This window comes from Nocardiopsis sp. KDC1DS13DA1, from assembly GCF_055632325.1.
The window spans coordinates 382,042-405,830 of the sequence record NZ_JBVMUY010000004.1 but is presented as its reverse complement, the minus strand read 5'-3'; the positions used below and the strand labels follow the sequence as shown (position 1 = coordinate 405,830).

At 71.6% G+C, this 23,789-nt stretch carries 23 protein-coding genes; 6 read left to right on the top strand and 17 right to left on the bottom strand.

Annotated elements, in window-relative coordinates; translation table 11 throughout:
* Window positions 1–110: 110 nt before the first annotated feature.
* The 4 genes from ACTVAJ_RS03685 to ACTVAJ_RS03670 form a co-directional block, all read right to left on the bottom strand.
* Complete coding sequence (locus ACTVAJ_RS03685; protein WP_470386582.1) at window positions 111–1,124, bottom strand: ABC transporter permease; 1,014 nt, start codon at window positions 1,122–1,124, stop codon at window positions 111–113.
* 93 nt (window positions 1,125–1,217) lie between these two features.
* Complete coding sequence (locus tag ACTVAJ_RS03680) at window positions 1,218–2,975, bottom strand: ABC transporter substrate-binding protein (RefSeq protein WP_470386581.1); 1,758 nt, start codon at window positions 2,973–2,975, stop codon at window positions 1,218–1,220.
* Window positions 2,976–3,081: 106 nt separating this feature from the next.
* Window positions 3,082–4,143, bottom strand: coding sequence for an ABC transporter permease (locus ACTVAJ_RS03675; RefSeq protein ID WP_470386580.1), 1,062 nt, complete (start codon window positions 4,141–4,143; stop codon window positions 3,082–3,084).
* A 720-nt stretch (window positions 4,144–4,863) separates the two neighbouring features.
* Window positions 4,864–5,421 (bottom strand): maleylpyruvate isomerase N-terminal domain-containing protein, encoded by a 558-nt coding sequence (locus tag ACTVAJ_RS03670; RefSeq protein WP_470386579.1) that lies wholly within the window; start codon window positions 5,419–5,421, stop codon window positions 4,864–4,866.
* On the opposite strand from ACTVAJ_RS03670, the gene ACTVAJ_RS03665 reads away from it, so the two are divergent.
* Window positions 5,405–6,169, top strand: coding sequence for a globin domain-containing protein (locus ACTVAJ_RS03665; RefSeq protein WP_470386578.1), 765 nt, complete (start codon window positions 5,405–5,407; stop codon window positions 6,167–6,169). The two genes, ACTVAJ_RS03670 and ACTVAJ_RS03665, sit on opposite strands and share 17 nt — an antisense overlap.
* Window positions 6,170–6,220: 51 nt before the next feature.
* On the opposite strand, the gene ACTVAJ_RS03660 is transcribed toward ACTVAJ_RS03665, so the two are convergent.
* From ACTVAJ_RS03660 to metH, 4 genes are all read right to left on the bottom strand, one after another.
* Complete coding sequence (locus ACTVAJ_RS03660; protein WP_470386577.1) at window positions 6,221–6,724, bottom strand: cellulose synthase; 504 nt, start codon at window positions 6,722–6,724, stop codon at window positions 6,221–6,223.
* 144 nt (window positions 6,725–6,868) lie between these two features.
* Entirely contained in the window at window positions 6,869–7,558 is a 690-nt protein-coding gene (locus tag ACTVAJ_RS03655; RefSeq protein ID WP_470386576.1) for a DJ-1/PfpI family protein, read from the bottom strand.
* Between the two features lie 180 nt (window positions 7,559–7,738).
* The gene (locus ACTVAJ_RS03650; RefSeq protein WP_470386575.1) at window positions 7,739–8,449 is read right to left on the bottom strand and encodes an HAD family hydrolase; all 711 of its coding nucleotides are present in this window, start codon (window positions 8,447–8,449) and stop codon (window positions 7,739–7,741) included.
* 277 nt (window positions 8,450–8,726) lie between these two features.
* The gene (metH, locus tag ACTVAJ_RS03645) at window positions 8,727–12,200 is read right to left on the bottom strand and encodes a methionine synthase (RefSeq protein ID WP_470386574.1); all 3,474 of its coding nucleotides are present in this window, start codon (window positions 12,198–12,200) and stop codon (window positions 8,727–8,729) included.
* 363 nt (window positions 12,201–12,563) lie between these two features.
* On the opposite strand from metH, the gene ACTVAJ_RS03640 reads away from it, so the two are divergent.
* The 3 genes from ACTVAJ_RS03640 to ACTVAJ_RS03630 all read left to right on the top strand — a co-directional run bounded on the left by ACTVAJ_RS03640 (window position 12,564) and on the right by ACTVAJ_RS03630 (window position 14,504).
* Window positions 12,564–13,403 carry a PAC2 family protein gene (locus ACTVAJ_RS03640; protein WP_470386573.1) on the top strand — a complete coding sequence of 280 codons (840 nt, stop codon included), beginning with the start codon at window positions 12,564–12,566 and terminating at the stop codon, window positions 13,401–13,403.
* A 71-nt stretch (window positions 13,404–13,474) separates the two neighbouring features.
* The gene (locus ACTVAJ_RS03635) at window positions 13,475–14,035 is read left to right on the top strand and encodes a hypothetical protein (RefSeq protein WP_470386572.1); all 561 of its coding nucleotides are present in this window, start codon (window positions 13,475–13,477) and stop codon (window positions 14,033–14,035) included.
* 49 nt (window positions 14,036–14,084) lie between these two features.
* Entirely contained in the window at window positions 14,085–14,504 is a 420-nt protein-coding gene (locus ACTVAJ_RS03630) for a thiol-disulfide oxidoreductase DCC family protein (protein WP_470386571.1), read from the top strand.
* A 33-nt stretch (window positions 14,505–14,537) separates the two neighbouring features.
* Here the strand turns inward: ACTVAJ_RS03630 and ACTVAJ_RS03625 are convergent, their stop codons facing one another.
* Both ACTVAJ_RS03625 and ACTVAJ_RS03620 read right to left on the bottom strand, forming a co-directional pair.
* Entirely contained in the window at window positions 14,538–14,960 is a 423-nt protein-coding gene (locus tag ACTVAJ_RS03625) for an ABATE domain-containing protein (protein WP_470386570.1), read from the bottom strand.
* Window positions 14,961–15,088: 128 nt separating this feature from the next.
* Complete coding sequence (locus tag ACTVAJ_RS03620) at window positions 15,089–16,381, bottom strand: hypothetical protein (RefSeq protein ID WP_470386569.1); 1,293 nt, start codon at window positions 16,379–16,381, stop codon at window positions 15,089–15,091.
* A 119-nt stretch (window positions 16,382–16,500) separates the two neighbouring features.
* On the opposite strand from ACTVAJ_RS03620, the gene ACTVAJ_RS03615 reads away from it, so the two are divergent.
* Window positions 16,501–17,022, top strand: a complete 522-nt coding sequence (locus ACTVAJ_RS03615; protein ID WP_470386568.1) for a nitroreductase family deazaflavin-dependent oxidoreductase — start codon at window positions 16,501–16,503, stop codon at window positions 17,020–17,022.
* An 845-nt stretch (window positions 17,023–17,867) separates the two neighbouring features.
* On the opposite strand, the gene mshC is transcribed toward ACTVAJ_RS03615, so the two are convergent.
* The 3 genes from mshC to ACTVAJ_RS03600 form a co-directional block, all read right to left on the bottom strand.
* Window positions 17,868–19,091 carry a cysteine--1-D-myo-inosityl 2-amino-2-deoxy-alpha-D-glucopyranoside ligase gene (gene mshC / locus ACTVAJ_RS03610; protein ID WP_470386567.1) on the bottom strand — a complete coding sequence of 408 codons (1,224 nt, stop codon included), beginning with the start codon at window positions 19,089–19,091 and terminating at the stop codon, window positions 17,868–17,870.
* Window positions 19,092–19,253: 162 nt separating this feature from the next.
* Entirely contained in the window at window positions 19,254–19,424 is a 171-nt protein-coding gene (locus tag ACTVAJ_RS03605; RefSeq protein WP_470386566.1) for a DUF397 domain-containing protein, read from the bottom strand.
* Window positions 19,424–20,224, bottom strand: coding sequence for a helix-turn-helix domain-containing protein (locus ACTVAJ_RS03600; protein ID WP_470386565.1), 801 nt, complete (start codon window positions 20,222–20,224; stop codon window positions 19,424–19,426). The genes ACTVAJ_RS03605 and ACTVAJ_RS03600 overlap by 1 nt, the downstream gene beginning before the upstream one ends.
* 98 nt (window positions 20,225–20,322) lie before the next feature.
* On the opposite strand from ACTVAJ_RS03600, the gene ACTVAJ_RS03595 reads away from it, so the two are divergent.
* Window positions 20,323–20,709, top strand: a complete 387-nt coding sequence (locus ACTVAJ_RS03595; protein ID WP_470386564.1) for a hypothetical protein — start codon at window positions 20,323–20,325, stop codon at window positions 20,707–20,709.
* 63 nt (window positions 20,710–20,772) lie between these two features.
* Here ACTVAJ_RS03595 and ACTVAJ_RS03590 read toward each other — a convergent pair whose 3' ends face one another.
* The 4 genes from ACTVAJ_RS03590 to ACTVAJ_RS03575 form a co-directional block, all read right to left on the bottom strand.
* Window positions 20,773–21,924, bottom strand: coding sequence for a hypothetical protein (locus tag ACTVAJ_RS03590; protein WP_470386563.1), 1,152 nt, complete (start codon window positions 21,922–21,924; stop codon window positions 20,773–20,775).
* A 72-nt stretch (window positions 21,925–21,996) separates the two neighbouring features.
* Window positions 21,997–22,185, bottom strand: a complete 189-nt coding sequence (locus ACTVAJ_RS03585; RefSeq protein WP_470386562.1) for a hypothetical protein — start codon at window positions 22,183–22,185, stop codon at window positions 21,997–21,999.
* Window positions 22,186–22,375: 190 nt separating this feature from the next.
* Window positions 22,376–22,762 carry a hypothetical protein gene (locus ACTVAJ_RS03580; RefSeq protein WP_470386561.1) on the bottom strand — a complete coding sequence of 129 codons (387 nt, stop codon included), beginning with the start codon at window positions 22,760–22,762 and terminating at the stop codon, window positions 22,376–22,378.
* Window positions 22,763–22,996: 234 nt separating this feature from the next.
* A complete protein-coding gene (locus ACTVAJ_RS03575) occupies window positions 22,997–23,782 on the bottom strand; it encodes an NRDE family protein (RefSeq protein WP_470386560.1) in 786 nt (261 codons plus the stop codon).
* Between the last annotated feature and the right edge of the window lie 7 nt (window positions 23,783–23,789).

Genomic DNA, 23,789 nt, shown 5'->3' with positions numbered 1-23,789 from the left:
CCGTCCATCGTCGGGAACGTCACCCGCAGGTCGTCCACCCGGACGACGGGCTCGGTCGAGGCCATGTCACATTCCTTCACTAGAGCTGGTCTGGTCGGCGCTGTCGCGTGCTACTTGGCGATCCGCACCCGCGGGTCGACGACCGGGTAGAGCAGGTCGACGATCAGGTTGCAGAGAACGATGAAGAACGCGCCCATGAGGGTGACGCCGAGGATCACGGGGAGGTCCTTGGAGACGATGGCGTCGATCGCGTACTTGCCGATGCCGTTGAGCGAGAACGTCGTCTCGGTCAGGATGGCTCCGCCGAGCACCAGGCCCAGGTCGAGGCCGAAGATCGTGACGATCGGGGTCAGCGTGGGCCGCAGCGCGTGCTTGAAGATCACCCGCCGCTCGCTCAGGCCCTTGGCCCGGGCGGTGCGGATGTAGTCCTCGCCCAGGGTCTCCAGCATGCCCGCACGGGTCTGGCGGGCGTACTGCGCGGCGTGCAGGAACGCCAGGGTCACCCACGGGAGGATCATCACCTGGACCCAGCCGATCGGGTCCTCGGTGAGGGGCACGTACCGGGGCACCGGGAAGAGGTTCCAGTTGTGCACCAGGAACGCCAGCGAGAGCAGGCCGGTGAAGTAGATCGGCAGCGAGACGCCGACCAGGGCCAGGGACATGGCGATCCGGTCGAAGATGCTGCCCTTCTTGACGGCCGAGAGCACGCCGACCGCGACGCCGCCGATGACCCAGATGACGGCCGCACCGGCGGCCAGGGACATCGTGACCGGCAGGCGGTTGACGATCTGCTCCAGGACCGGGGTGTTGGTCGTGAAGGAGTAGCCCAGGCACGGCGCCGCGCACTCCACCGTCTGCCGACCGAAGGTGTACTCGGTACCGAGGAACAGCGTCCTCATGAAGTCGTAGAACTGGACGGCGATCGGCTGGTCCAGCCCGAGCCGTTCCACCGTGGCCGCCAGGGCCTCGGGGGTGGGCGCCTTGCCCACGTACATGGCGGCCATGCCCTCTGGCGTCACCCCGGCCCAGCGGGGCAGGACGTAGAAGATCCAGAAGGTGACCATCGTGACGATGGCGAGCAGCAACAGGCCCGCACCGAGTCGGCGGAGAATGTAGGTCAACATCGCGGTCGGCGGCGGGGGCTACCCGCGGGGCCGCAGGGCCCCCGCCGCCTTCACCTGCCTTGTCGTGATAGTTCGGAACTTGGCCGGTGGTTGCTAGCCGCGGTCCACACCCAGGGCCATGTAGTCGTACATGGCGTAACCCGGCTGGAAGTAGACGTTGGTCAGCTCAGGGGAGCGGTAGAACATGGCGCGGTCGAAGACCACCGGCATGATCGCGGCCTGCTCCATCACGAGCGTGTCGATCTGCTCGTAGATGCTGGCGCGCTCCTCCGGGTCCTCGGTCTGCATCGACCGGTCCCACAGCTCGTTGATCTCGGGGTCGTCGAGCTCGGCCATGTTGTAGTTGCCGGTCTCCTGGATGGCGCGGCCGTCGGTGATCGCCTGGGCGAACCCGTAGCCGGTGGGCCAGTCGGGGATCCAGCCGGAGACGCTCAGGCCGATGTTGTTCTCGCGGACGAAGTCCTGGGAACCGGCGTACTGGCCGTAGAAGTCACCGGCCGGGTAGGTCTCGACGCTGACCTCGATACCGACGCGGCTCAGGGCCTCCTGCAGGGCCTCGGCGGTCTGGACGTCGTTCTCGCGCCCCTCGCGGACGGCGATGACGGTCTCGAAGCCGTCCTCCTCGCCGCACTCCTCCAGCTTCTCGCGGGCGGCGTCGAGGTCACCCGTGTTGTCGTCGGAGGGGTACAGGTCGCTCTCCGGGTCCGCACCCGGGATCTGCGGCGGGATCAGGTTGGTGGCGATGTCGCCGCCCAGCTCGCCGCCCCAGGCGCGGTGCATGCTGTCGCGGTTGGCCGCGTACATGATCGCCTGGCGGCAGTTCACGTCCTCGATCACGGGGATGTGGATGTTCACGTAGCGGTTGGCGCCCGAGTACAGGTTGTCGATGTTGGGCCGCTCGGACTCCTCACCGGCCAGGCGGCTGTGCATGGCCGGGCCCACGCCCACGCCGGACAGGTCGACGTCGAGCTCGCCGTTGACGAGGCGCTCGTCGATCTCGTCCTGGTTGACGCCGATCTCGACCTCGACGCGGTCCGGCAGGGCCGCGCGGATCGGGTCGCTGTCGCCGTCCCACTCCTCGTTGCGGACCAGGTTGAGCTGGACGCCGGGCTCGTAGTCGCCGTCGAACTTGTACGGGCCCGAGGACAGGACGCGCTGCTGGTAGAGCTCACCCGTGTCCGCGTCCACCGGGACCGGGGCGGTCTGCGGCATGATCAGGATGTTGGGGAACTCGGAGAAGCTGTCCTTGAGGTGGAAGACCAGGGTGTGGTCGTCCGGGGTCTCGATGGCGTCGAACTCGCCGAGCGGGTCCGAGGACTCGTAGACGTTGAAGTCCGCGTCGGCGTCGAGGTTCTGGGCGAAGTAGCTCGGCCCGTTGACCAGGGTGCCGCCGTTGAAGTCACCGCGGATGATGCCGTACTTGATGTCCTGGGCGGTGATCTCCGAGCCGTCCTCGTACTTGAGGCCCTGCTGGATCTCGACCGTCCACTCGGTGAAGTCCTCGTTCGGCGTGGGCATCGCCGCGGCCATGTCGGGGACCAGGTCGGTGGCGTTCTCGCCCGGCTCCGGGTTGTAGGCCAGCAGGGTCCGCGCGTAGTAACGCGAGAAGTTCCAGTTGAAGCCGTAGTAGGTGTTGCCCGGGTCGACGGAGTCGAAGTCGGACTGGAGGGCGTAGCGCAGGGTGCCGCCGGTGGCCTCCGAGGGGTTGACGATGTCGCTCTCGGCGGCGTTGAAGCCGGCGCCTACGCCGCCCTCACCGTCGCCGCCGGAACCGTCGCCGCCGCCGCACGCGGACAGGAAGATGGACGCCGCCGCGCCGAGCGCGACGAAGCCGAGGGTGCGTTTCCTCAAGGATCTACCTCTCTACCGAACCTGAAAGGGGATGGTTGGACCCGCGGGTCGATCCGTGTCGGTACGGGAGTGGGGCGGTGCGCCCCGCGCCCCGTACCGACGCGGATCAGTCCGAGGTCTTGGGGTCGAAGGCGTCGCGCAGGCCGTCACCGAACAGGTTGAACGCCAGGACGGTGATGAAGATGGCCAGGCCGGGGAAGACGACGAAGTAGGGGCCGTTCTGGTAGAACGGGATCGCCTCGGAGAGCATCTTTCCCCAGCTGGGAGTGGGCGGGTTGATGCCCACGCCCAGGAAGCTCAGCGCCGCCTCGAACAGGATGTTCGTGGGGATCAGGAGCGTCGAGTAGACCAGGATCGGCGTGATCAGGTTGGGCAGGATCTCCTTGACCAGGATGTGCCGGTTGCCGGCACCCAGGCTGCGGGCCGCCTCGACGAACTCGCGCTCGCGCAGGGAGAGCGTCTGACCGCGGACGATACGGGCGATGTAGGGCCAGTTGAAGAACCCGATGATGAAGACGATGACCCCGATGCGCAGGCCGTTGCCGCTCAGCCCCAGGACGCCGTCGGGGATGACGCCGACCAGGGCGATCGCGAAGAGCATCAGCGGGAAGGCCAGGAAGATGTCCATGGCCCGGCTGATGAGGGTGTCGACCCAGCCGCCCTTGTACCCGGCGATGATGCCCAGGACGGTGCCGATCACGACGCACAGCAGGGTGGACAGGAAGGCCACCAGCAGGGAGATCTGCGCACCGTAGAGCAGTCGGCTGAGCAGGTCGCGGCCCGTGGTGGGCTCGACGCCGAGCCAGTGGTCGGCGCTGATGCCGCCCCAGGGGTCGGTGACCGCGAAGCCGGTCATCGGGTCGGTGGGGTTCTCCGGGTCCTTGAAGGGGAGCCGCGTGGAGGGGTCGATGAGGTCCTGGTGGTACTCGGTGGGCGGGTACCCGAACCACTTCGTCAGGAGCGGCGCCAGGATCGCGGCGAGGATGAGCAGCAGCACCACCACGCCGGAGACCATCGCGACCTTGTCCCGCTTCAGTCGCTGCCACGCGATCTGCCGGAGGGACCGGTTGTCCGATCCGCCGCGGCCGGACGTGGCCTTGGACTCCTCGACGTCGTCCGCTGAGGTCGGCTGGTCGGCCGACTCGGGGGCTTGCGAGGGCGCACTCATCGGGACACCACTCTCTCCACTCATACGCTTCGGCCGAGGGAGGACTGAACCCACACGTGCGAACCGGGGATGACCCTTCTGGGGTCCTCACGATGTGGGGCCGGTCGGTTCTCGACACTGGCTGGCGTGGGCGGAACCGGCGGCGAGGAGGGGGTGCCTCCACCGCGCCGGACACGGCTGCTCGGGTGTGCTGACTCACGTGAGAAGTTCGACACACCCGGCACGAAACCGCCCGGGCTGTTACACAGCGACCAACCTACTCGCCCGACAGGCGCATATCGTCCAGTTTTGGGTCATGTATCTGAATCGTGACAAATGATGACAAAAAACTCATTTCTTGCCACCCTTCGCCAAACTTCACATTCATCGGATGACCCTGGTGACCTGGGCATACCACTCAGTAACCGACCCCTACGATACTCCCTGATAACAGGGGAAACCGCACCGAAGAGGGGACGCTATGGCAAGTGCTATGGGTCCGAGAGTGGTCGCCCGCATTCACAAAGCGACGGCGGAGCCGCCTTTGACTGACCCTCGTCCGCGCTGTCACCGTTCCGTTGCCGGTTCGTTCCCCGTCACCCCTCGGACCGGCGGTGTTGACCCTGGGAGGGGCCGGAACGGTTGGTGCGCACGGGACAGGGAGCATGCTGTGGGGCGCACTCGGCAGAAGTGGTAGAGGGGCGGTGGGAGGTGCCTGGGGCCCGGGACGCGCCCCGGACCTCAGTCGGCGGGGTCCAGGACCGTGGCGTGGCGGAAGCGCACCGGTCGGCGCCAGTCCTCCGCCGTCAGCGGGGCCCAGGTCCGCTCCGGGGAGAGTTGGGCCGACCTCAGGTCCTCGCGCAGGCGGGCCAGGGGACGGGAAGCGCCCCGTTCGATCGACCGGTCGTGCCCCTCTCGGCCTCCGTCGTACATCTCGACCGGCTCGCCCCGCAGCGCGAACCGGGCCTGCCGTTCGAAGGTGCGGGCGTTGTCCGTCAGGTGCCGGACGACGTGCCCGCGTGTCCATCCGGAGAGGGCCGAGGGCATGGCCGCCCGCCCGTCGTCCAGGCCGTCGATCAGCTCCAGCACCCGGGCATGGGACCGGGAGACGCGGCGAATCAGGTCACGGGGGCGTGGTGGGGGCGGCCGTCCCGGCAGCCCGGGGGACGCCCCTCGGGCGGTTGTCCCGCCGCACGGCGGAACCCGTATAGCTTGGGATCGCGCACGTGCGCCGTCCCGCGCGGGACTTCCGGCGGGACACCCCCCTTCGGCTGGAGCAGCGATGATCCTGGAGTACATCCGCTATCGCATCAGCGCCCCTGAGCGTCGAACCGCGTTCGAGCGGGCCTACACGGACGCGTCGACCTGGTTGGACGCCTCGCCCTACTGCCTGGGCTACGACCTGTCCCACGGGATCGAGGACCCCGAACGCTACGTGCTGCGCATCAAGTGGACCTCGCGGGAGGACCACGAGAAGGGTTTCCGCGGCGGCCCGCACTTCCCCCCGTTCCTGGAGTCGGTCCGGCCCTTCATCGGAGACATCGAGGAGATGAGCCACTACACGCCGACCGCCGTCCACGGCAGCGCCGGGACGCCGCGACGGGAGACCCTGTTCGAGGCGGTGGGAGGGGAGGAGTCCCTGCGACGGCTCTCGGAGTCCTTCTACACGCTGGTCCTGGCGGACCCCCTGCTGGCCCCGGTCTTCGCCGATTTCACCCCCGAGCACCGCGAGCACGTGGCGGTGTGGCTGGCCGAGGTCTTCGGCGGACCCGCGGACTTCACCGAGCGGCTCGGCGGACACCAAGCGCTGCTCCGCAGCCACCTGGGCCTGTCGATCACCGAGGAGCAACGGGCCCGGTGGATGGAGCTGATGGACCAGGCCGTGCGGCGCGAACTGCCCGAGGACGCCCGTCTGCGGCGCACGGTGCTGGAGTACTTCGACTGGGGGACGCGGATCGCCCGCGACGTGTCCCAGACCCCCGTCGGGACGGATCTGGGCGATCCGGGACCCACACCCCGCTGGGGCTGGGACGGGGAGCAGGCCTAGGCAGAGCCTCCGGGCCCTCTTCCCCGAGGTGAGCGCTCCGGGAACCGGAACCTAGTCGATCCCGCGCTTGCGCAGGAGATCCTCGATGTCACCGAAGTCGGACAGGTCGTCGGCGGGCGCGGCCTTCTTCCGGGCGGGGCCCACCTGGGGCTTGCCGGTACCCGGTCCGACCTTGCCGCCCTCCTCGCCACCGGCTTCCGCCGCGGCCTTGGCCTTCCCGGCGCGCGCCCCGGTTCCCACACCGCGCGAGCGCATGACCCCGGAGGCGACGTAGAGCACCACGGCCAGTCCCGCGAGTATCACCCCGGCCCAGACGAACGGGCTGATCAACAGCCCGGTGAGGACACCCACGACCCCGCGCACGAACTCCCACACCACGCTCATCAACCCGAGCAGGGCCACCGACAGCGGCAGCAGCGACCAGGCCACGCCGCGGACGCCCGAGGCGGCGCCCCTGCGGCGCCACACGAGGAAGGAGACGATCAGCCCCAGCCCGGTGAGGACCGCGCCCACGGTCAGATCGGAGACGGGCAGATTCTCAGGCAGCTCGAACATGTCGCCAGTCTCCCATCCGACGCCGGAGCGCACATCAGGCCGATCCCTTAGGGAGTTCCCCGGTCCGGCGCCCGCTCGGGGCCCCGCTTCCACGGTACACACGCCGTCGGCGGATCAACCGAAGCGACGCCGAGGGGCCCGCGGTCAGTCGGCCGCCTCCGGGGCCGGGCCGAGGCTCTCGTTCAGTGCCGCGTGCATGTGCCTGCGCAACAGGTCCGGCTGCTCGGAGTGCTCGACCCACGCCCAGTCGACGGGACCCAGAGGCGGCTCGGGGTCGTACTCGATCACCAGCTGCGCCAGGCGGGCGGCGTCCTCCCCCTCCAACTCGCGGACCAGGTGCAACGCCATGTCGATACCGGCGGACACGCCCGCCGCGGTGAGGACGTCCCCGTCCCGGACCCAGCGCTCGGACACGGGGGTGGCGCCGAACCGGGGCAACGCGTCGAGGAGGCTCCAGTGCGTCGTGGCGCGACGGCCCCGCAGCAGACCCGCGGCGCCCAGGATCAGCGAACCGGTGCACACCGACGCCATGAGGTGAGCCGACTCCGCCGCCGTACGCAGCCAGCCCAGCAGGTCCCGGTCCGCGCAGGCCGCGAGGGTACCGGCGGTCCCTCCGGGGACGATCACGACGTGGGGTTCGGTGACCTGGTCGAACGTCGCCGTCGCACGCAGTCCGACGGGGGCGTCGCTGTCCACGGCGGACAGGTCACGGGCCACGGTCACGGTGCGCCAGTCCGAACCGAGTTTCTCCAGGACGGAGGTCACGGTGAGGGGACCGACGAGGTCGAGCGCGGTGAGTTCGGGGTAGAGCACGTACGCGATGGTCTTGGTCATGGCTCCAGCCTCGCCGGGGCCGCAGGCCACCGCAACGCCTCCCCGTCGCCGTGTCAGGAATCGAGGGGTCTGTGTCGTCCGTACGCGGGAGGCGACGCACGCGCTCTCGTCGGACCGTCCTCGCGGACCTACGCCGGGGGCCGCGGCGCCCCGCGCCGCGGCCCCTTCCGAGCGTGCGGATCAGCGGTCGGCGACCAGCGACTCCAGCCACTCCAGGTCCACGCCCACCAGCGACTCGCGGAAGACCACGCCCTCGCGCGGGGCGATCTCCACGTGGTTGGGTACCGCGACCGTCGCACAGCCCGCCGAGGCGGCCGAGGCCACACCGACGACCGAGTCCTCCACGGCCACACAGCGCCGGGGGTCCACCCCCAGCCGCCGGGCCGCGGTCAGGTAGGGGTCGGGGTCGGGCTTGTTCGCACCGACCTCGTCCCCGGCCACGGAGTCGTCGAAGCTCTCCAGACCGATCCCGCCGATCGCCGCGCTGACCAGCGCGCGCTCGGTGGAGGTCACCAACGACACCGGGATGCCCGCACCGGACACCAGCGCGACCAGCTCCTTGGCGCCGGGCCGCAGCTCGGCGCCGTCCTCCAGCTTGGCGCGGAACTTCTCGTAGAGCCGGTCGGCGACCTGGCGCGGGGTCAGGTCGGCACCGGTCAGCCCGATGATGTACCGGCCCACGGGCTCGGCGGCGTTGCCGACGTTGCGCTCGTGGTCCTCCTCGGTCCACACACCGCCCAGCTCCGCGACGAGTTCGGCCTCGGACTCCCCCCACAGCCCCTCGCTCTCGATGAGGGTCCCGTCCATGTCCAGGAGGACCGCCTGGAGGCGGCGCTCCCCGGTGGGCTCGCCCGCGGTCGCGCGGCGGCCCGGAGTGCTCGGTTCAGTCATGCTCTCGGTGGTGCGGCCCCGCCCTGGGCGGACCGGCACCACGCTCTCCCCTCTCGTGTCGTTCGCGGGCGCCCCTGCTCACCCGCACGCCCGCGGGGCGCCCGGGATCCCACCATCGTGGGCGGCCCCGGGCGCCCGGGGCGTGACGCGTGGCTGTCGGCGCTCTGTCCGCACCGCGAACACTTGGGTCCGCCGGCCGCACGGCCGCGGCCCCGCCGTTGTCTCCAGCGGCGGGGCCGGGTGTGGAAAGCCGATGCTACCGACCGGCCGGGACCGGTCAGACGTTGAAGTAGGTCGCCTCCGGGTGGTGGATGACGATGGCGTCGGTGGCCTGCTCGGGAACGAGCTGGAACTCCTCCGACAGCGTGACCCCCACCCGCTCGGGCTCCAGCAGGCGCATGATCTTGGCCCGGTCCTCCAGGTTGGGGCAGGCCCCGTAGCCCAGGGAGAACCGCGCGCCGCGGTAGCCGAGCTTGAAGAAGGCGTCCAGTTCGGCCGGGTCCTCGCCCGCGAAGCCCAGTTCGGCCCGGACCCGGGTGTGCCAGTACTCGGCCAGCGCCTCGGTCAGCTGGACGGACAGGCCGTGCAGCTCCAGGTAGTCGCGGTAGGCGTTTTTCTCGAACAGTTCCGCCGTGGCCCGGCTGATCGCCGAACCCACGGTCACGACCTGGAAGGACACCACGTCGAGCTCCCCCGACTCCTTGGGCCGGAAGTAGTCGGCCAGGCACAGGTGCCGGTCGCGGCGCTGGCGCGGGAACGTGAAGCGGGTGCGCTCGGTCGCGCCGTCCTCGTCCAGCACAACGAGGTCGTCGCCCTCGCTGTAGCAGGGGAAGTGCCCGTGCACGACCGCGGCCTCCAACAGGCCGTCGGTCTGGATGCGGTCCAGCCACATCCGCATGCGCGGGCGCCCCTCGGTCTCCACGAGCTCCTCGTAGCTGGGGCCGTTGCCGCCCCGGGCGGCCTTGAGCCCCCACTGCCCCATGAACGTCGCGCGCTCGTCGAGGAAGGCGGAGTAGTCGGCCAGCGGGACGCCCTTGCTGATCCGGTCGCCCCAGAACGGCGGCACGGGCACCCGGTTGTCGGTGGCCACGTCGCTGCGCGCGGGCATGTCCTCGGGCTCGGTCACCTTCAGGGTGGCGCCCCGGCGCACCCTGCGCTGGCGCAGCGCGGGCAGCTCGGCGCCCTCCTCGCCGCGCTTGACCGCCATGAAGCTGTCCATCAGGCGCAGCCCCTCGAAGGCGTCCTTGGCGTAGCGGACCTGGCCGTCGAACATCTCCGCCAGGTCCTGCTCCACGTAGGAGCGGGTGAGCGCCGCGCCGCCCAGCAGCACGGGGAAGCGCTCGGAGATGCCCCGGGAGTTCATCTCCTCCAGGTTCTCCTTCATGATCACCGTGGACTTGACCAGCAGCCCCGACATGCCGATGACGTCGGCGCGCTCCTTCTCGGCGGCCTCCAGGATCGCCGACACCGGCTGCTTGATGCCGATGTTGACGACGTCGTAGCCGTTGTTGGACAGGATGATGTCGACGAGGTTCTTGCCGATGTCGTGGACGTCGCCCTTGACGGTGGCCAGGACGATGCGCCCCTTGCCGTCGTCGTCGGTCTTTTCCATGTGCGGTTCGAGGTAGGCGACCGCGCCCTTCATGACCTCGGCGGACTTGAGCACGAACGGCAGCTGCATCTGCCCGGAGCCGAACAGCTCGCCGACGGTCTTCATGCCCTCCAGGAGCGTGTCGTTGACGACCGCCAGGGCGGGCCGCTGCTCCAGCGCCGCGTCCAGGTCGGCCTCGATACCGCTCATCTCACCGTCGACGATGCGCCGTTCCAGGCGCTCCCACAGCGGCAGGGCGGCCAGTTCCTCGGCCCGGGAGGCCCGCATGGACTTGGCGTCCACGCCCTCGAAGAGCTCGATGAACCTGGACAGGGGGTCGTAGTCGTCGGTGCGCCGGTCGTAGACCAGGTCCAGGGCGACCTCGCGCTGCTCCTCGGGGATCTGGTTGATCGGCACGATCTTGGAGGCGTGCACGATCGCCGAGTCCAGCCCGGCCTCGACCGCCTCGTGCAGGAACACCGAGTTGAGCACGATGCGGGCGGCCGGGTTGACGCCGAAGGACAGGTTGGACAGGCCGAGCGTGGTCTGCACGTCCGGGTAGCGGCGCTTGAGCTCGCGGATGGCGTCGAGGGTCTCGATGCCGTCGCGCCGGGTCTCCTCCTGGCCGGTGGTGATGGGGAAGGTGAGGCAGTCGATGATGATGTCGCCGGTCCGCAGCCCCCACTCGCCGGTGATCTGCTCGATCAGGCGGGTGGCCACGCGCAGCTTCCAGTCGGCGGTGCGGGCCTGGCCCTCCTCGTCGATGCACAGCCCGACCACGGCCGCGCCGTGCTCGGAGACCAGCTCCATGATGCGGGTGAAGCGCGAGTCGGGGCCGTCGCCGTCCTCGTAGTTGACCGAGTTGATCACCGCGCGCCCGCCCAGCGCCTCCAGACCGGCCTCCAGCACGGCGGGCTCGGTGGAGTCGAGCATGATCGGCAGGGTGGAGGAGGTGGCGAAGCGGGAGGCCAGCTCGCGCATGTCGCGGACGCCGTCGCGGCCCACGTAGTCGATGTTGAGGTCGAGCAGGTGGGCGCCGTCGCGGATCTGGTCGCGGGCCATCTCCACGCAGTCGTCCCAGCGCTCCTCCAGCATGGCCCTGCGGAACTTCTTGGAGCCGTTGGCGTTGGTGCGCTCGCCGACCGCGAGGTAGCTGGCGTCCTGGCGGAAGGGCACGCTCTGGTAGAGCGAGGAGGCCGCCGCCTCGACGAGCGGCCTGCGGTCCCTGATCCCGCGCCCCTGGACGCGCTCGACCACCTGGCGCAGGTGCTCGGGGGTGGTGCCGCAGCAGCCGCCGACCATGCTCAGGCCGAACTCGGAGGTGAAGGTGTCGTGGGCGTCGGCCAGCTCGGCCGGGGTGAGCGGGTAGACCGCGCCGTCGGCGCCGAGCTGGGGCAGGCCCGCGTTGGGCATGCAGGAGATCGGGATGGGCGAGTGGTGCGACAGGTAGCGCAGGTGCTCGCTCATCTCGGCGGGGCCGGTGGCGCAGTTCAGGCCGATGACGTCGATGCCGAGCGGCGCCAGGGAGGTCAGGGCGGCGCCGATCTCCGAACCCATCAGCATGGTGCCGGTGGTCTCGATGGTGACCTGGGCGATGATCGGGATGTCGCTGCCCAGGGCCCTGCGGGCGCGCTGGGCGCCGACGACCGCCGCCTTGACCTGGAGCAGGTCCTGGCAGGTCTCGATGAGGAGGGCGTCGGCACCGCCGTCGATGAGCCCGCGGTGGCACTGCTCGTAGTGGTCGCGCAGGAGGGCGTAGGGGGAGTGGCCCAGGGTCGGCAGCTTGGTGCCGGGACCGACCGAACCGAGGACGTAGCGGGGGTGATCGGGGGTGGAGTAGGCGTCGGCGGCCTCGCGGGCCACGCGCGCGCCCGCCTCCGCGATCTCGTAGGCGCGGTCCTCGATGCCGTACTCGGCCAGGCCGCCGTAGTTCGCGGAGAAGGTGTTGGTCTCGACGCAGTCCGAACCCACGGCGAGGAAGGCCGCGTGGGTGTCGTGGACGATGTCGGGGCGGGTGACGTTGAGGATGTCGTTGCAGCCCTCGTGCCCCTCGAACTGGTCGAGGTCGAGATCGTGCGCCTGGAGCATGGTGCCCATCGCTCCGTCCGCCACGATGACACGCTGGGACAGTGCTTCACGGAAGGTCAGGCGAGCTCTCATAATCCGCAACTCTAGTCTTGGGGGCGCCGCGGCGGCCCAGGCCGACCCACGCGGTGCGCGGTGCTGGGCCGACCCCCGGCGCGGTCGGGTCGGGCGCCTGGGGGACGGCTCTGTCCAACGCAGTCGCTGGCTGTGAGGCTACCCCATCAGGTGTTTCGCTATGTGAGACGTGCGTTCCACGATATGCGCGACGGCCCCGGTCCGCACCGGTCCAATCAGACGGATTTCCGTCCGTTTCCGCGTGGGTGGCGCAGCGGGAGCTCCGCAGGGAGGGCCCGTCCGGGCGAGCGCGAAATCCCGGTTTCCAGGCCGGGGTGCCAACCCATAGGGTGGAATCGTCCGCGCGCAGGAAGGGGCCGCCGAATGATCAAGCTCACCCGGGAGCTTGTCGATCCAGTGCTGGTGGCGGCGTTCGAGGGATGGAACGACGCCGGGGAGGCGGCCACCCTCGCCGTCGAGCACCTGTCCACGGTGTGGGGCGCCCGTGAGCTGTGCGCGCTCACCCCGGACGACTACTACGACTTCCAGGTCACCCGGCCGCGCATGTCCGTGGTCAACGGCCTGGTCGGCAAGGTCGAGTGGCCCACCACCCGGGTGGCGCTGGCCACCCCGCCCGGTGCCGAACGCGACATCGTGCTGGTGAGCGGCCCCGAGCCCAACATGCGCTGGCGCTCCTACGCGGCCGACCTGCTGGCGATCGCGCGGCAGCTGGGCGTGGAACGGGTGGTGATGCTGGGATCGCTGCTGGCCGACGCGCCGCACACCCGACCCATCCCGGTGACGGGGATCGCCTCCCCCGTGGAGCTGGGCGACGGGTTCGGCCTGGAGCCGACCACCTACTCCGGCCCCACCGGGATCGTCGGGGTGGCGCACGAGACGTTCAGCGAGGTGGGCCTGGAGACGGTGTCGCTGTGGGCGGCCGTCCCGCACTACGTCGCGCAGCCGCCGTGCCCGAAGGCGACCCTGGCGCTGCTGGGCTGGGTGGAGGAGTTCCTCGGGGTGTCGGTGCCGCTGGGCGACCTGCCCGAGGAGGCGGTGTCGTGGGAGTCCAACGTCAACGAGCTCACCGCCGAGGACGAGGACATCTCCGCCTACGTGCGCGGCCTGGAGGAGGCCAAGGACACCGCGGAGCTGCCGGAGGCCTCGGGTGACGCCATCGCCCGGGAGTTCGAGCGCTACCTGCGCCGCCGCGACGAGAGCTGAGCGCACGGCGGCCGACGACCGCGTGACGGCGTGAGGGCGCCCGGAGGGGGCCGACGGTTAGCATCGGGCGCATGGAGTTCAGCGAACGACCGCACCCGGTCAGGACACCGCGACCGATCTCCGTCGAGCAGGTGATGGCGGACCTCCCGCTGTTCGCCCCCGCCGGACGGACGGCCCCGGGCAGTCTGGGCGACGTCGGGCTCTCCCCCCTCCAGGACCACGTGCTGGAGTGCACCGTCCGCCACCCCGCCGTGGACGCGCGCACACCCGACCTGGAGGTGACCACCCGGCGCTGGCCGGACGCGGACTGGCCGCCCCTGCACGAGCAGGTCCGGCGCTTCGGCGCGGGGCGCGACTTCCTCCAGCGGCGGTCCGAGGGCGACACGGACGCCGAACCCCGGGCCCATCCCCTGGGCGCGACGTGGTCGCGGACGCTGATCGACGTCGACGGGACGCCCTACCAGTGCGACGTACTCCACTCGCCCTACTCCTGGGCCGCCGTCGCCATGGTGGAACCGCACTTCGTCGTGCGGGTGGCGGCCCTGTCCCCCCTGGCGTCGCCCCCGGCCATGGAACGGGTGCGCCACACCGGCGAGATCGAACCGGCGCCGGGCGGAGCGGCCGGGGGGTGAACCGGGGGCCGGACGGTACCCCCGGACGCGCCGGGGGCATGCTGGAGGCATGACGCACCGCACGGACGGAGACCGCGGCATCGGCGGACACGGCGTCCCCGGCGCCGGGACGTTCCTCTACGACCGGGACTGCGGGTTCTGCCAGCGCGCGGCGGTCTTCGGGCGCGATCGGCTGCGCACCCGCACCCGGTTCGTCGCCTGGCAGGACTTCGACCTGGCCGCAGTCGGCCTCACCCCCGAGCAGACCGACCGGGAGGCGTGGATCGTCTACCCCGACGGTCGCCGGTTCTCGGGTGGTGACGCGATCGCCCAGGCACTGGTCCACAGCCGGTTCCTGGTACGTCCCCTGGGGCGGCTGATGCGGCTGCCGCTCCTGCGCGCGGTCAACCGCGCCGCCTACCGGTGGGTGGCCGCCAACCGCTACCGGCTGCCGGGAGGGACCGCCGCCTGCGCGATCGACGACCGCTGAGCGGCCGGTCACCGGTCGGTGATCGGGCGTTTCTCAGACCCGCAGGTCGCGCCACTCCCCCGTGGCCAGGACGGCCGACCAGGCGCCCGCGATCCGGGCCAGGCCCCGGCGCACCTCGTCGACCACGGCCGGTGCCAGCGGGGAGGCGGAGTCGGCGTCGGGCAGCAGGCGGACGGTGACGCGCAGACCGTCGAGCACCCGCTGACCGCGCGCGATCGCCTCGGCCTCGGCGTCGCCCTCGGGTTCGGGCCCGTGGGTGATGACGGCGCGGATGGCGTCGCGCAGGGTCAGGGCCTCCTCCAGGTCCCCGAGGGTGATCGGGATGGCCCCGTCGGTGGCCAGCCGGTGCTCCCGCAGGAACCGCGCGAGGTCGGCCCGGTCGGACAGGCGCGCGCCGGAGGCGGCGAAGTCGGTGACGAGTCGTGCGGCCGTGCTCAGCCGCGTGGGGGTAGTCATGCGGGACATCCCATCACGCTCCGCACCCCGTGTCCGGCGAATGGGCCAGGCCGTGGCCGCAGGTGGCCATCCGAACCGGACGGACGATGCCGATCAGGACGGAAACCGGCGTCGACGGCTCAGCCGTCTCAGCCGTCGATCAGCCTCAGCAGCTCCTCCCGGTCCCGGGGCAGTCCGAGGGCGCCGAGGAGCCCCCGCAGCTCGCCCTGGGCGAGCCTGCGGCGCCAGTCGGTCCATGCGGGATCGTCCCCGATCAGCGCCAGGGCGCGGCGCGTCACCTCGGACCTGTCGTCGGCGCGGGACCACAGTCGACCGGCGTCGACGAGCACGCGCAGGTAGTCGCGTTGGACACCGTTCAGGTCCCGCGTGCTCCACCCCGCCTCGCCGCCGAGCCGGAACAGCGCTCCGTACAGCGGCCCCAGATCCTTGTGCAGCGTGTCCGGATCGGTGACGCCCACCACCGACCGCGCCACCGGAAGCAGGTCCGCGGCGTCCCTGCCCTCGGCACGCCAGCGCTGGCACAGTTCCGCCACCAGGGTCGACCTGACGGGGCCGTCGAAACACCGCGGCCGCACCGAGAACCACGAGTCGACCTCCTCCGCCCGGCTGAGCGCGGCGGCCAGCTCCTCGGTCGCGGCCGGATCGCCGCTCAGGGAGGGGGCCAGCGCGGCGCAGGCCCGTATCGCCGGGTCGGCGTGGGTGAGGAACTCGGAGGTGTCGCGCCCGTTGCGGCCCAGGGCGAGGACGATGGCGGCCCCCTCGTCCCGGGTCTGCGCCAGGTCCGCCGCCCCGGACAGGTCCAGCTCCGGCGCGCCCAGCCACGCGAGCTCTCCGGCGGCCTCCACGGCACGCTGCCGGACGTGGCGGTCGCCATGGGTCAGGTGGGGGCGCACGAGGTCGTAGAGGACGGGAGCGGCCGCGCGCAGGTCGAGGGCCGCCCGCGCCAGCAGCGCGCCGTGGGCCTCCTCCATCTCCTCGGGGGCCATGTCCTCCCCGTCCCCCTCCGGCTCGTCGGCCAGGCCCCGGAGAAAGCGCTCCACGAGGCCTCCGCCGGCCTCGGCCGCGGCGGCCAGGACCTCGTCGGGGCTGTCGTCCCAGCGGGCGCGGCGCGCGGCGTCGCACAGGAACTCCAGCAGCACCCCCCGGAGCGTCCGCGGCCACGGCCCGTCCCACGGCGGGACCGCGTCCGCGACCGGGTGGTCCAGCAGCCCGGCCACGAACAGGACGGCGGGCACTGTGGCCGGGTACACGCCGTCGTCCTCCAGGAGCTGCCCGTACAGGCGGTCGAGCGCACGGCGCCACCCCGTCTCGTCCCGGTCCAGGAGTGCCGCCAGGGCCTCGGGCACCTCGTCGGCAGTGCCGTCCGCCTGGAGGAGCCGGGACCAGTCGGTGGCGTGGAGTACGTCAGTTCCTGTACGCATGCCCGGATTGTGGCACCCGGTGCCGACGGTCCACGGGCGTGGCGGCCCCGCCCGGGCCGTGCCCGCTGCGTACACTCGTGCCGCCGGAACCGCGCCGTACGGAGGAGGGCCCGACCTTCATGACGATCTCCGAGCCCCCGAGGACACCGCTCCAGCGCGCCGCCTTCCGCGCGCCGATCTGGCTGTACCGGCTCGGTCTCGGGCCGCTGATGGGCCGCCGGTTCGTCCTGCTCACCCACAGGGGGCGCGCGAGCGGCGAGCCCCGGCAGGCGGTACTGGAGGTCGTGGGGCGCAACGACAGCACCGGGGCGGTCCTGGTCGCGGCCGCCTACGGGCGGCGGGCACAGTGGTTCCGCAACATCCGGGCCGAACCGCGCGTGCTGTTCCAGGTGGGCGGGCAGCGGTTCCGGGGGACGGCCGCACCGCTGCCGCCCGAGGAGTCGGGCCGGGCGCTGGCGCACTACGCCGAGCGCCACCCGGGCACGGCCAGGGCGCTGATGAAGGCGCTCGGCCGGGAGGTGGGCCAGGCCCCCGAGGACTACGCACGCGTGGGCTCGGACCCCGAGTACGGTATCCCGATCGTCCGGCTGCTCCCCGATCGCGCCCCGGGTCCCCACTTCCCGGACTTCACCGCCCCGTAGACCGTGCACGGGGCAAAGGCCACGGCTCAGGCGTCGACGAGGGCGCGCAACCCCTCCGGGGCCGCGGGCAGACCCAGACGGCCGAGAAGGAGCGGGACGTTGGTGCGCGTCCCCGGCCAGAGGGCGTCGTTGTCGATCAGGGTCGCCAGGTAGGCGCGTTGGACGTCGGAGGGGGTACCGGTCCACGCGCCGCCGTCCTCGCCCCGGGGGGAAGGCGAGCTCCAGCAGCGGGCCGCAGTCGGCCTCAGCCGTGAGGGGGGTGGCGAGCGCGGTCATGGCGCGGAACACGGGCGGCAGGCGCGCGGCGTCGGCGGGCTCCGAGCGGTCCGCGAGTGTGCTGACGAGGGTGAACCGCACGTGCCCGCGGAAAGCGGCGGGGCACGTGGTGAACCACCGGTCCGCCGCCAGGGGGTCGGCCAGTGTCCGCCACGTCAGCGCCTCCGGGGCGGGCTCCTCCCAGACCTCCTCGTCGTCGGCGAGCACGGCGTCCAGGAGCTCCCGGCGCTCGGCCTCGGGCAGTCGGGCGAGCTCGGCCAGTTCGGCGTCGGTCTCGTCTGGGGCGGCGGCCGCGAACAGGGTGGCGGGCGGGGTCGCCGGGTAGACGGAGCCCTGGTGGAGGATGGCGCTGTGGAAGTAGCCCGTCCCCTCCGACAGCGCGTCCGGACCGTCACCGAGCAGAGCCGACAGTCCCTCGGAGGCGTCGGCGGCCGATCCGTGGGCGTGGAGGGTCTGGTCCCAGTCGGTGCCGCGGAGGACGTCCTGTGCGGTCAGCATGACCGCACACTGGCGCGGCGGACCGACCGGCGGCGCGCGCCCTCCGCCCGACCGGGACCAGGGGTGTCCGGCTAGAGCTGCACGCCCAGCAGGGTGTCGACGGTGGCGCGGGCCAGGCCCGGGGCGGAGGTGTCGGTGCCGCCCCCGGCCAGGGCGGTCTCGGCCCAGGCGTCCACCGCGGCGAGTGCGCCGGGCGAGTCCAGGTCCTCGGCCAGGGCGGCGCGCACGGCGGCGAGCATCGGGGCGGCGTCGGGCGCCGACCCCAGCGCGGTGGCCGCACGCCAGCGCTTGACCCGGTCGCAGGCGGCCGGGAGTTCGGCGTCGGTCCACTCCCAGGGCGACCGGTAGTGGTGGGCGAGCATGGCCACGCGGATGACGGCCGGTTCCACGCCCTGTTCGCGCAGCTTGGACACGAACACCAGGTTGCCCAGGGACTTGGACATCTTCTCGCCGTCCAGGCCGACCATGCCCACGTGCAGGTGGTTGTGGGCGTTGGGGCCGCCGGTGGCGCACCGCGTCTCGGCGGCGCCCATCTCGTGGTGGGGGAAGATCAGGTCGCTGCCGCCGCCGTTGAGGTCGAAGGCGGGACCCAGGCGGTCCAGGGCGATCGCGCTGCACTCGATGTGCCAGCCGGGGCGGCCGCGGCCCAGCGGGCTGTCCCAGGCGGGTTCGCCGGGGCGCTCGGCGCGCCACAGGAGCCAGTCCAGCGGGTTCTTCTTGCCCTCGCGCTGCGGGTCGCCGCCGCGCTGCCCGAACAGGTCGAGCATCTCTTGGCGGCTCAGGTGGCTGATCGCGCCGAACTCGGCGGCCTCGTCGACGGAGAAGTACAGGTCGCCGTCCAGGTCGTAGGCGGCGCCGGTGTCGCGGATGCGCACGGCCAGGTCGCTGATCAGGTCGACCGACTCCACGACGCCCACGTAGGAGGTCGGGGGGATGATCCGCAGGGCGGCCATGTCGTCGCGGAACACGTCGATCTCGCGGTGGGCGAGGTCGCGCCAGTCGACGCCGATCGCCTCGGCCCGCTCCAGGAGCGGGTCGTCGATGTCGGTGGTGTTCTGCACGTAGTTGACGTCGTGTCCGGCGTCCCGCCAGACCCGGTTGACCAGGTCGAAGGTCAGGTAGGTGAAGGCGTGGCCGAGGTGCGCGGCGTCGTAGGGGGTGATGCCGCAGGCGTACATCCCGGCGCGGGGCGCCGGTGTCGTCGTCCGCAGCTGGCCGGTGGCGGTGTCGTGGACACGGAGCGGACCGCCGGTACCCGGCAGGGGGACGATGTCAGGCGCAGACCATGAACGCATACCCGGAAGACTATCCGGACACCCGTGTGCCAAACGCCCCGGGACGGGTGGGTTCGTCGGGTGATCATCCCCCCAGAGGGGGTGGGAATAGCAGGGCGCGGTCCGGGGTTCGACGACACCCGGACACGTGCCCCGTCCGGGGTTTCACCGCACCCGGGGCGTCTACGGCTCCCGGGAGGCCCCCAGGAGGGCGCACCACTCGGACGCGGGGAAGGACAGCGTTCCCCTGTCACGGTTCTGGGTGTCGCGAACCAGGGTGTCCCGGCCCTCCCGCACCTCCACACAGTGCGATCCGTCGTGACTGTGAGTGGATTTGTGGAAACCTTCAGCCATCAGAGCAGTCCTTCCAGCAAAGTGGCGGACTCAGTACGGGGGGAGGCGAGTCCGACCAGGTCCATCAGAAGTGACTGTACAGACTCCGCGTTCCCGGGTTTCTCCAGCAAGACGTTTCCCAGAACATGGTCGGACACGGCCACACTCACACCGTCACGCAGTCGGTAGACCTGCGCGGACGACACAGTGGACAGGATCGGGACATGGTCCGGGATCAGATAGACCACCAACCGCTCCCGATCCATGTGGCGCAGGAGGTACCTCACCTGATCCTCCTTCACCACCCGGGGAAGGTACAGAAGCGTATGTATCGGGAACACGACCGTGACCAAGGGGTTATTTCGAGTGGTCAGCGACTCGTACCGGCCAACACGAAGCTGCGCCAGACGCTCGATCTCACCTTGGGGTGCCGTCGGTCGACCAGCACGAAACACCGCGCGAGCGTACTCGGGAGACTGCACGATCCCCGGCACGAGCGAGACCGACAGAGCGTCGATGGCAATCGACCGTTCGTCCAGTATCCCAGGGGACCTCATCCACGGAGGGATGCCCGTCGACGTCAGAGCCTCCCACGCGGAAAGCAATCGCCCTCTCGCGTCGAGGGCCCTGTCTATTTTCGCCACGTCCGCGCGCACCGGAATGACTTTGTCGTTCTCCCAGCGGGACAGAGTCGAAACCGCGAAGTTCGACCTGGCCGTGAGCGCACGAAGCGTCAGACCGGCCTGCTTGCGCTCATTTCGGAGGTACGACCCGAAAGTCGGGGTTTCAAGGCTCTCTTGGGGAGGAGAATGTTCCGCCATGATCCTGAGATTAGTGAGAAAGTTCCCTCGTGCGCCATGCCTTTAGGGATACATGTCAGTTCCTGGGGAAAACAGAGTTCGGGACCAACCCTGGACTCATGGACCAGACCGAACGCGACGAGGGTCGCGATGCAGAAAACAGGCGAATACATATCATCCCGGACACCCGAATCACGACGCCGGGAGAATCCGACCCCTTCACCCACATCCGGAACGCGTTCCTCACCCGGCGGGGGCTCGCCTTCACCCTGGAATGGCGGCGCTTCCCCTGGACCCGGGGCCGGGACGTCGAACGCGCCCTGGTCGGCCCCTCCTACCTGGGCAACGTCGCCCTCGGCCTCAGGGACGGCTGGTGCTGGGGCTGGCAGGACCGCGACGGCGCGTGGACGTACGTACAGCGGGACCGGTGGGACGTCCTCGTGGAACAGGTCATCGAGACCCGCGCGGGCCACGTCCCGCCGCTCCCCCGCAGGCGGGGCGGGTGACGACCGGCGCGGCCCCGGAACCCGTCCCCGGATCCGGGACCGACCGCGCCGCCCGGGCGCGCGTCACCCGGGTGCGAGCGCTCCGGCCGCCAGGAGCATCACCAGGACGGCCGCCACGGCGCCCGTCGCGGCGGCGTAGTGTCGCGGCCGCGGTGTTCCCGGCATCCACCGGATCGCCGCGGCGGAGGCCAGCAGCGCGGTGGCCCCGACCGGAAGCAGGGCGCGCCAGGCCCGGTCGAGGGTGTCCAGGGGGAGGAACACGTCCGCGCCGTAGAGCGACAGGATGAGCGCCGGGAGCCCGATCACCGCCGCACCGACCCCGGCGAGCAGGTTGAAGCGGTTCTGGGCGTCGGTGCTCTGGGCGACCGCGAAGGTCGACATGCTGCCCAGCAGGGCGTGCAGCCGCGACACCTCCTCCTCCAGCTCGCCGGACATCGCCTCGCAGTGGCGCAGTCCGAGCCGGTGGGTGCTCACCCAGCCGGGGAGCGCGTCCTGGTCGGCTCGCGTGTCGGAGTGCGACCCGTTGTGGTCGTAGACCGTGTCGTCCCACAACCAGACCCACAACCCCTCGCGATGGGCGGTGGAGGCGTGGTCCCGGGCGTGCCCCATGGCGGTCGCCAGTTCGAGCGTGGCGGCCAGGAGCGGACGCAGGGGCTGGTCGGAGCGTGCGGCGAGCTCGTCGGCGATCCGCTGCTCCAGCTCGTAGCGCAGACCCCGCAGCCGGTCGACGGCGTCACGCGACCCCTCCGCGAGCGCCTTGGCCGTGGCCACCGCGACGGTGCGCGCGTCACCCCCGATCCGGTGGGCCGGGTGCGCCAGGGCCGCGACGAGTTCGTCGTCGGCCACCGAGGGGATGGCGCGGTCCGCGTGCCACCCCTCGGCCTCGCGCCAGACCGCGTCCAGGACCAACGTGATGACGGGAGCGGTCCGGTCGTCCGGACTCTCCGTCGCACCCTCCTCCGGATCGGCCCGCCCGGTCGGACCGTCCCCGTGCGCGCTGACGCGCGCCTGTCCGACGACCACCCTTCGCCGCCCGGGTGAGCCGACGACGCGGAGGAGGGGGACGCTGAGGACGACCTGCGACGCGTCGTGGGAGCCGCGCCGAAGCCCGTCGGTGTCGGCGGCGGCTCGGACCGTGAGGGCGGCCCGGACCCCGTGACCGGTGGTGGGGGGTGTCCCGTGAAGGACCTCGTACCGGTGTGTCGATGCTTGCATGGGACGAGGGTAGAGCGTGCCGTGACGGTCGGTCCGCGCGGTTCGCCGGACACCGCCGCCGATGGTGTCCCCTCAGTGGTCCGGGGTCAGACCCGGTCGGTTCCGGGCGATCAGAACGGCGCTCAGTACGGCGGAGCCCGCGCACGCGGCGGCCAGCAGCAGCCCGCCCAACCGCCAGTGCAGCAGGGCTGCGCTCACCGAGACCACGTAGAGCAGCCAGTACGCGGCGCTCTCCCACCGCCCGCCGTGTCCGCTCCCCATCGCCGCCCCTCGCGTCCGACCGCGCCCGTCGGCGCGCGCGACGGCATGTACGCCGTCTCCCAGAGAGACGCTCTGATCACGCAGCGGGTTTACCCGGGAAGAAAGCCTCCGGCGCGGCGTGGGTCACAGGGGTGGCGCACCCCGCCGTCGTGGGGGGAGGCGGGGTACGGGCGCCGAACCGGTCGGGGGCTCAGGGCTGGACGGCGAGCTCCAGCTCCAGCAGGTCCAGGTCCCCGGCCGCCTCGCCGAGGGCGGAGTCACCCGGGTCGGCGAACTCCACGAGGTCCGCGTGCGCAGCGCGCAGTCTGCGCCGCGTCGGCCGGGCCTCCCGGTACCCGTGCGCGCCGAGCGGGGTCGCGCGCAGCTCACCCGTACCGGTGACGACGCCCTCCGGCGTGCGCAGGGCCCAGTCCCACCCCTGCGTTCGGGCGCTGACGGCCCGGGTGGCGTGCAGGAGGACCCCCACACGGTCGGCGCGGCCGTCGTGGACACGCGTCCACCGGCCCACCAGTTCGGCGGGGTCGTGGTGCGGGGTCGGGGCGGTGGGGGCGAGCTCGTGGGCGGGGCTGGCGTTCATCAGTGGTCCTTCCGGGACGGGTCTGGATCGCGATCGGGGCCGACGAAACGCGCCGCAGACGCGCCTGTGGACCCCGCTCACCGAGAACACGGTCCTGCGCACCGCTTATGACGCGGTTTCGGAGCCTTTTTCCTACCCTGATCGCGATGGCCACCCACAGACTCTGCCAATCCGTGATGACACGGATTGGCCCGCCGCGCGGCGCGCCCCGGCGCCGTGGCCCGACGTCGCAGTTCAGAGGTCGATCATCCGCCAGGCGTCCGGATCGGCCGGAGTGTCGGTGAACGCGTAGCGCACGGTCCGCCCGTCGGCCGCGAGCAGGGTGACCGACCCGGTGGCCCACACCCGGCCTCCGCCGAGGTCGGCGTGCGCGATCAGGCCCGAGGGATCGCCCGACTCGTCGGTCCCCGCCGAACGCGGCGCGTCGTGGGCCGCCGCGGCGATCAGGTCGGGCCAGCGCCCCCAGATCCGCTCCGTTCCGGTCTCCTCGGCCAGGTGCGCCCCGTCGGGTCTGGTCCGCGCGAACTCGGGGGTGTGGCGCAGCGAGCGCGGGTCGGCCGGGTCGAGTCCGGTGTTGACGATGACGCTCACCCCGACCGGCAGGGGGCGAACGTCCAGCCGCGCGCCGTCCCAACTGTGCAGCACGGCGCTCCGGGCGTCGGCCGTCAGCAGGTGGAAGGGCGCGTACCTGGACAGCTCCACCCCGTCGAGGGGATCACGCTCGACGGTGGCCAGGGCGTGCAGGGGAAGGTCGCCCCGGCTGGCCGGGTACGCCCCCTCCCAGGGCATCCGGCCGTCCCACGGCCACCCGTTGAGCAGTGCCGCGGTGCGCGCGCGGGCCGGGTCGACCGCCAACCACGTACCGCCCGCCGACCGGTCGCGGCCTCCCACCAGCCCGGGGTGGTCGGGCCAGTGCCGTCCGGGCCCGTCCCAGGGGCGGTCCCTCATCTCGTCACGGATCGCGGCGATGACCAGTGCCGTGTCCGCTCCGGGGTCGAATCCGACGATGACGGTGCACATGGCGCCC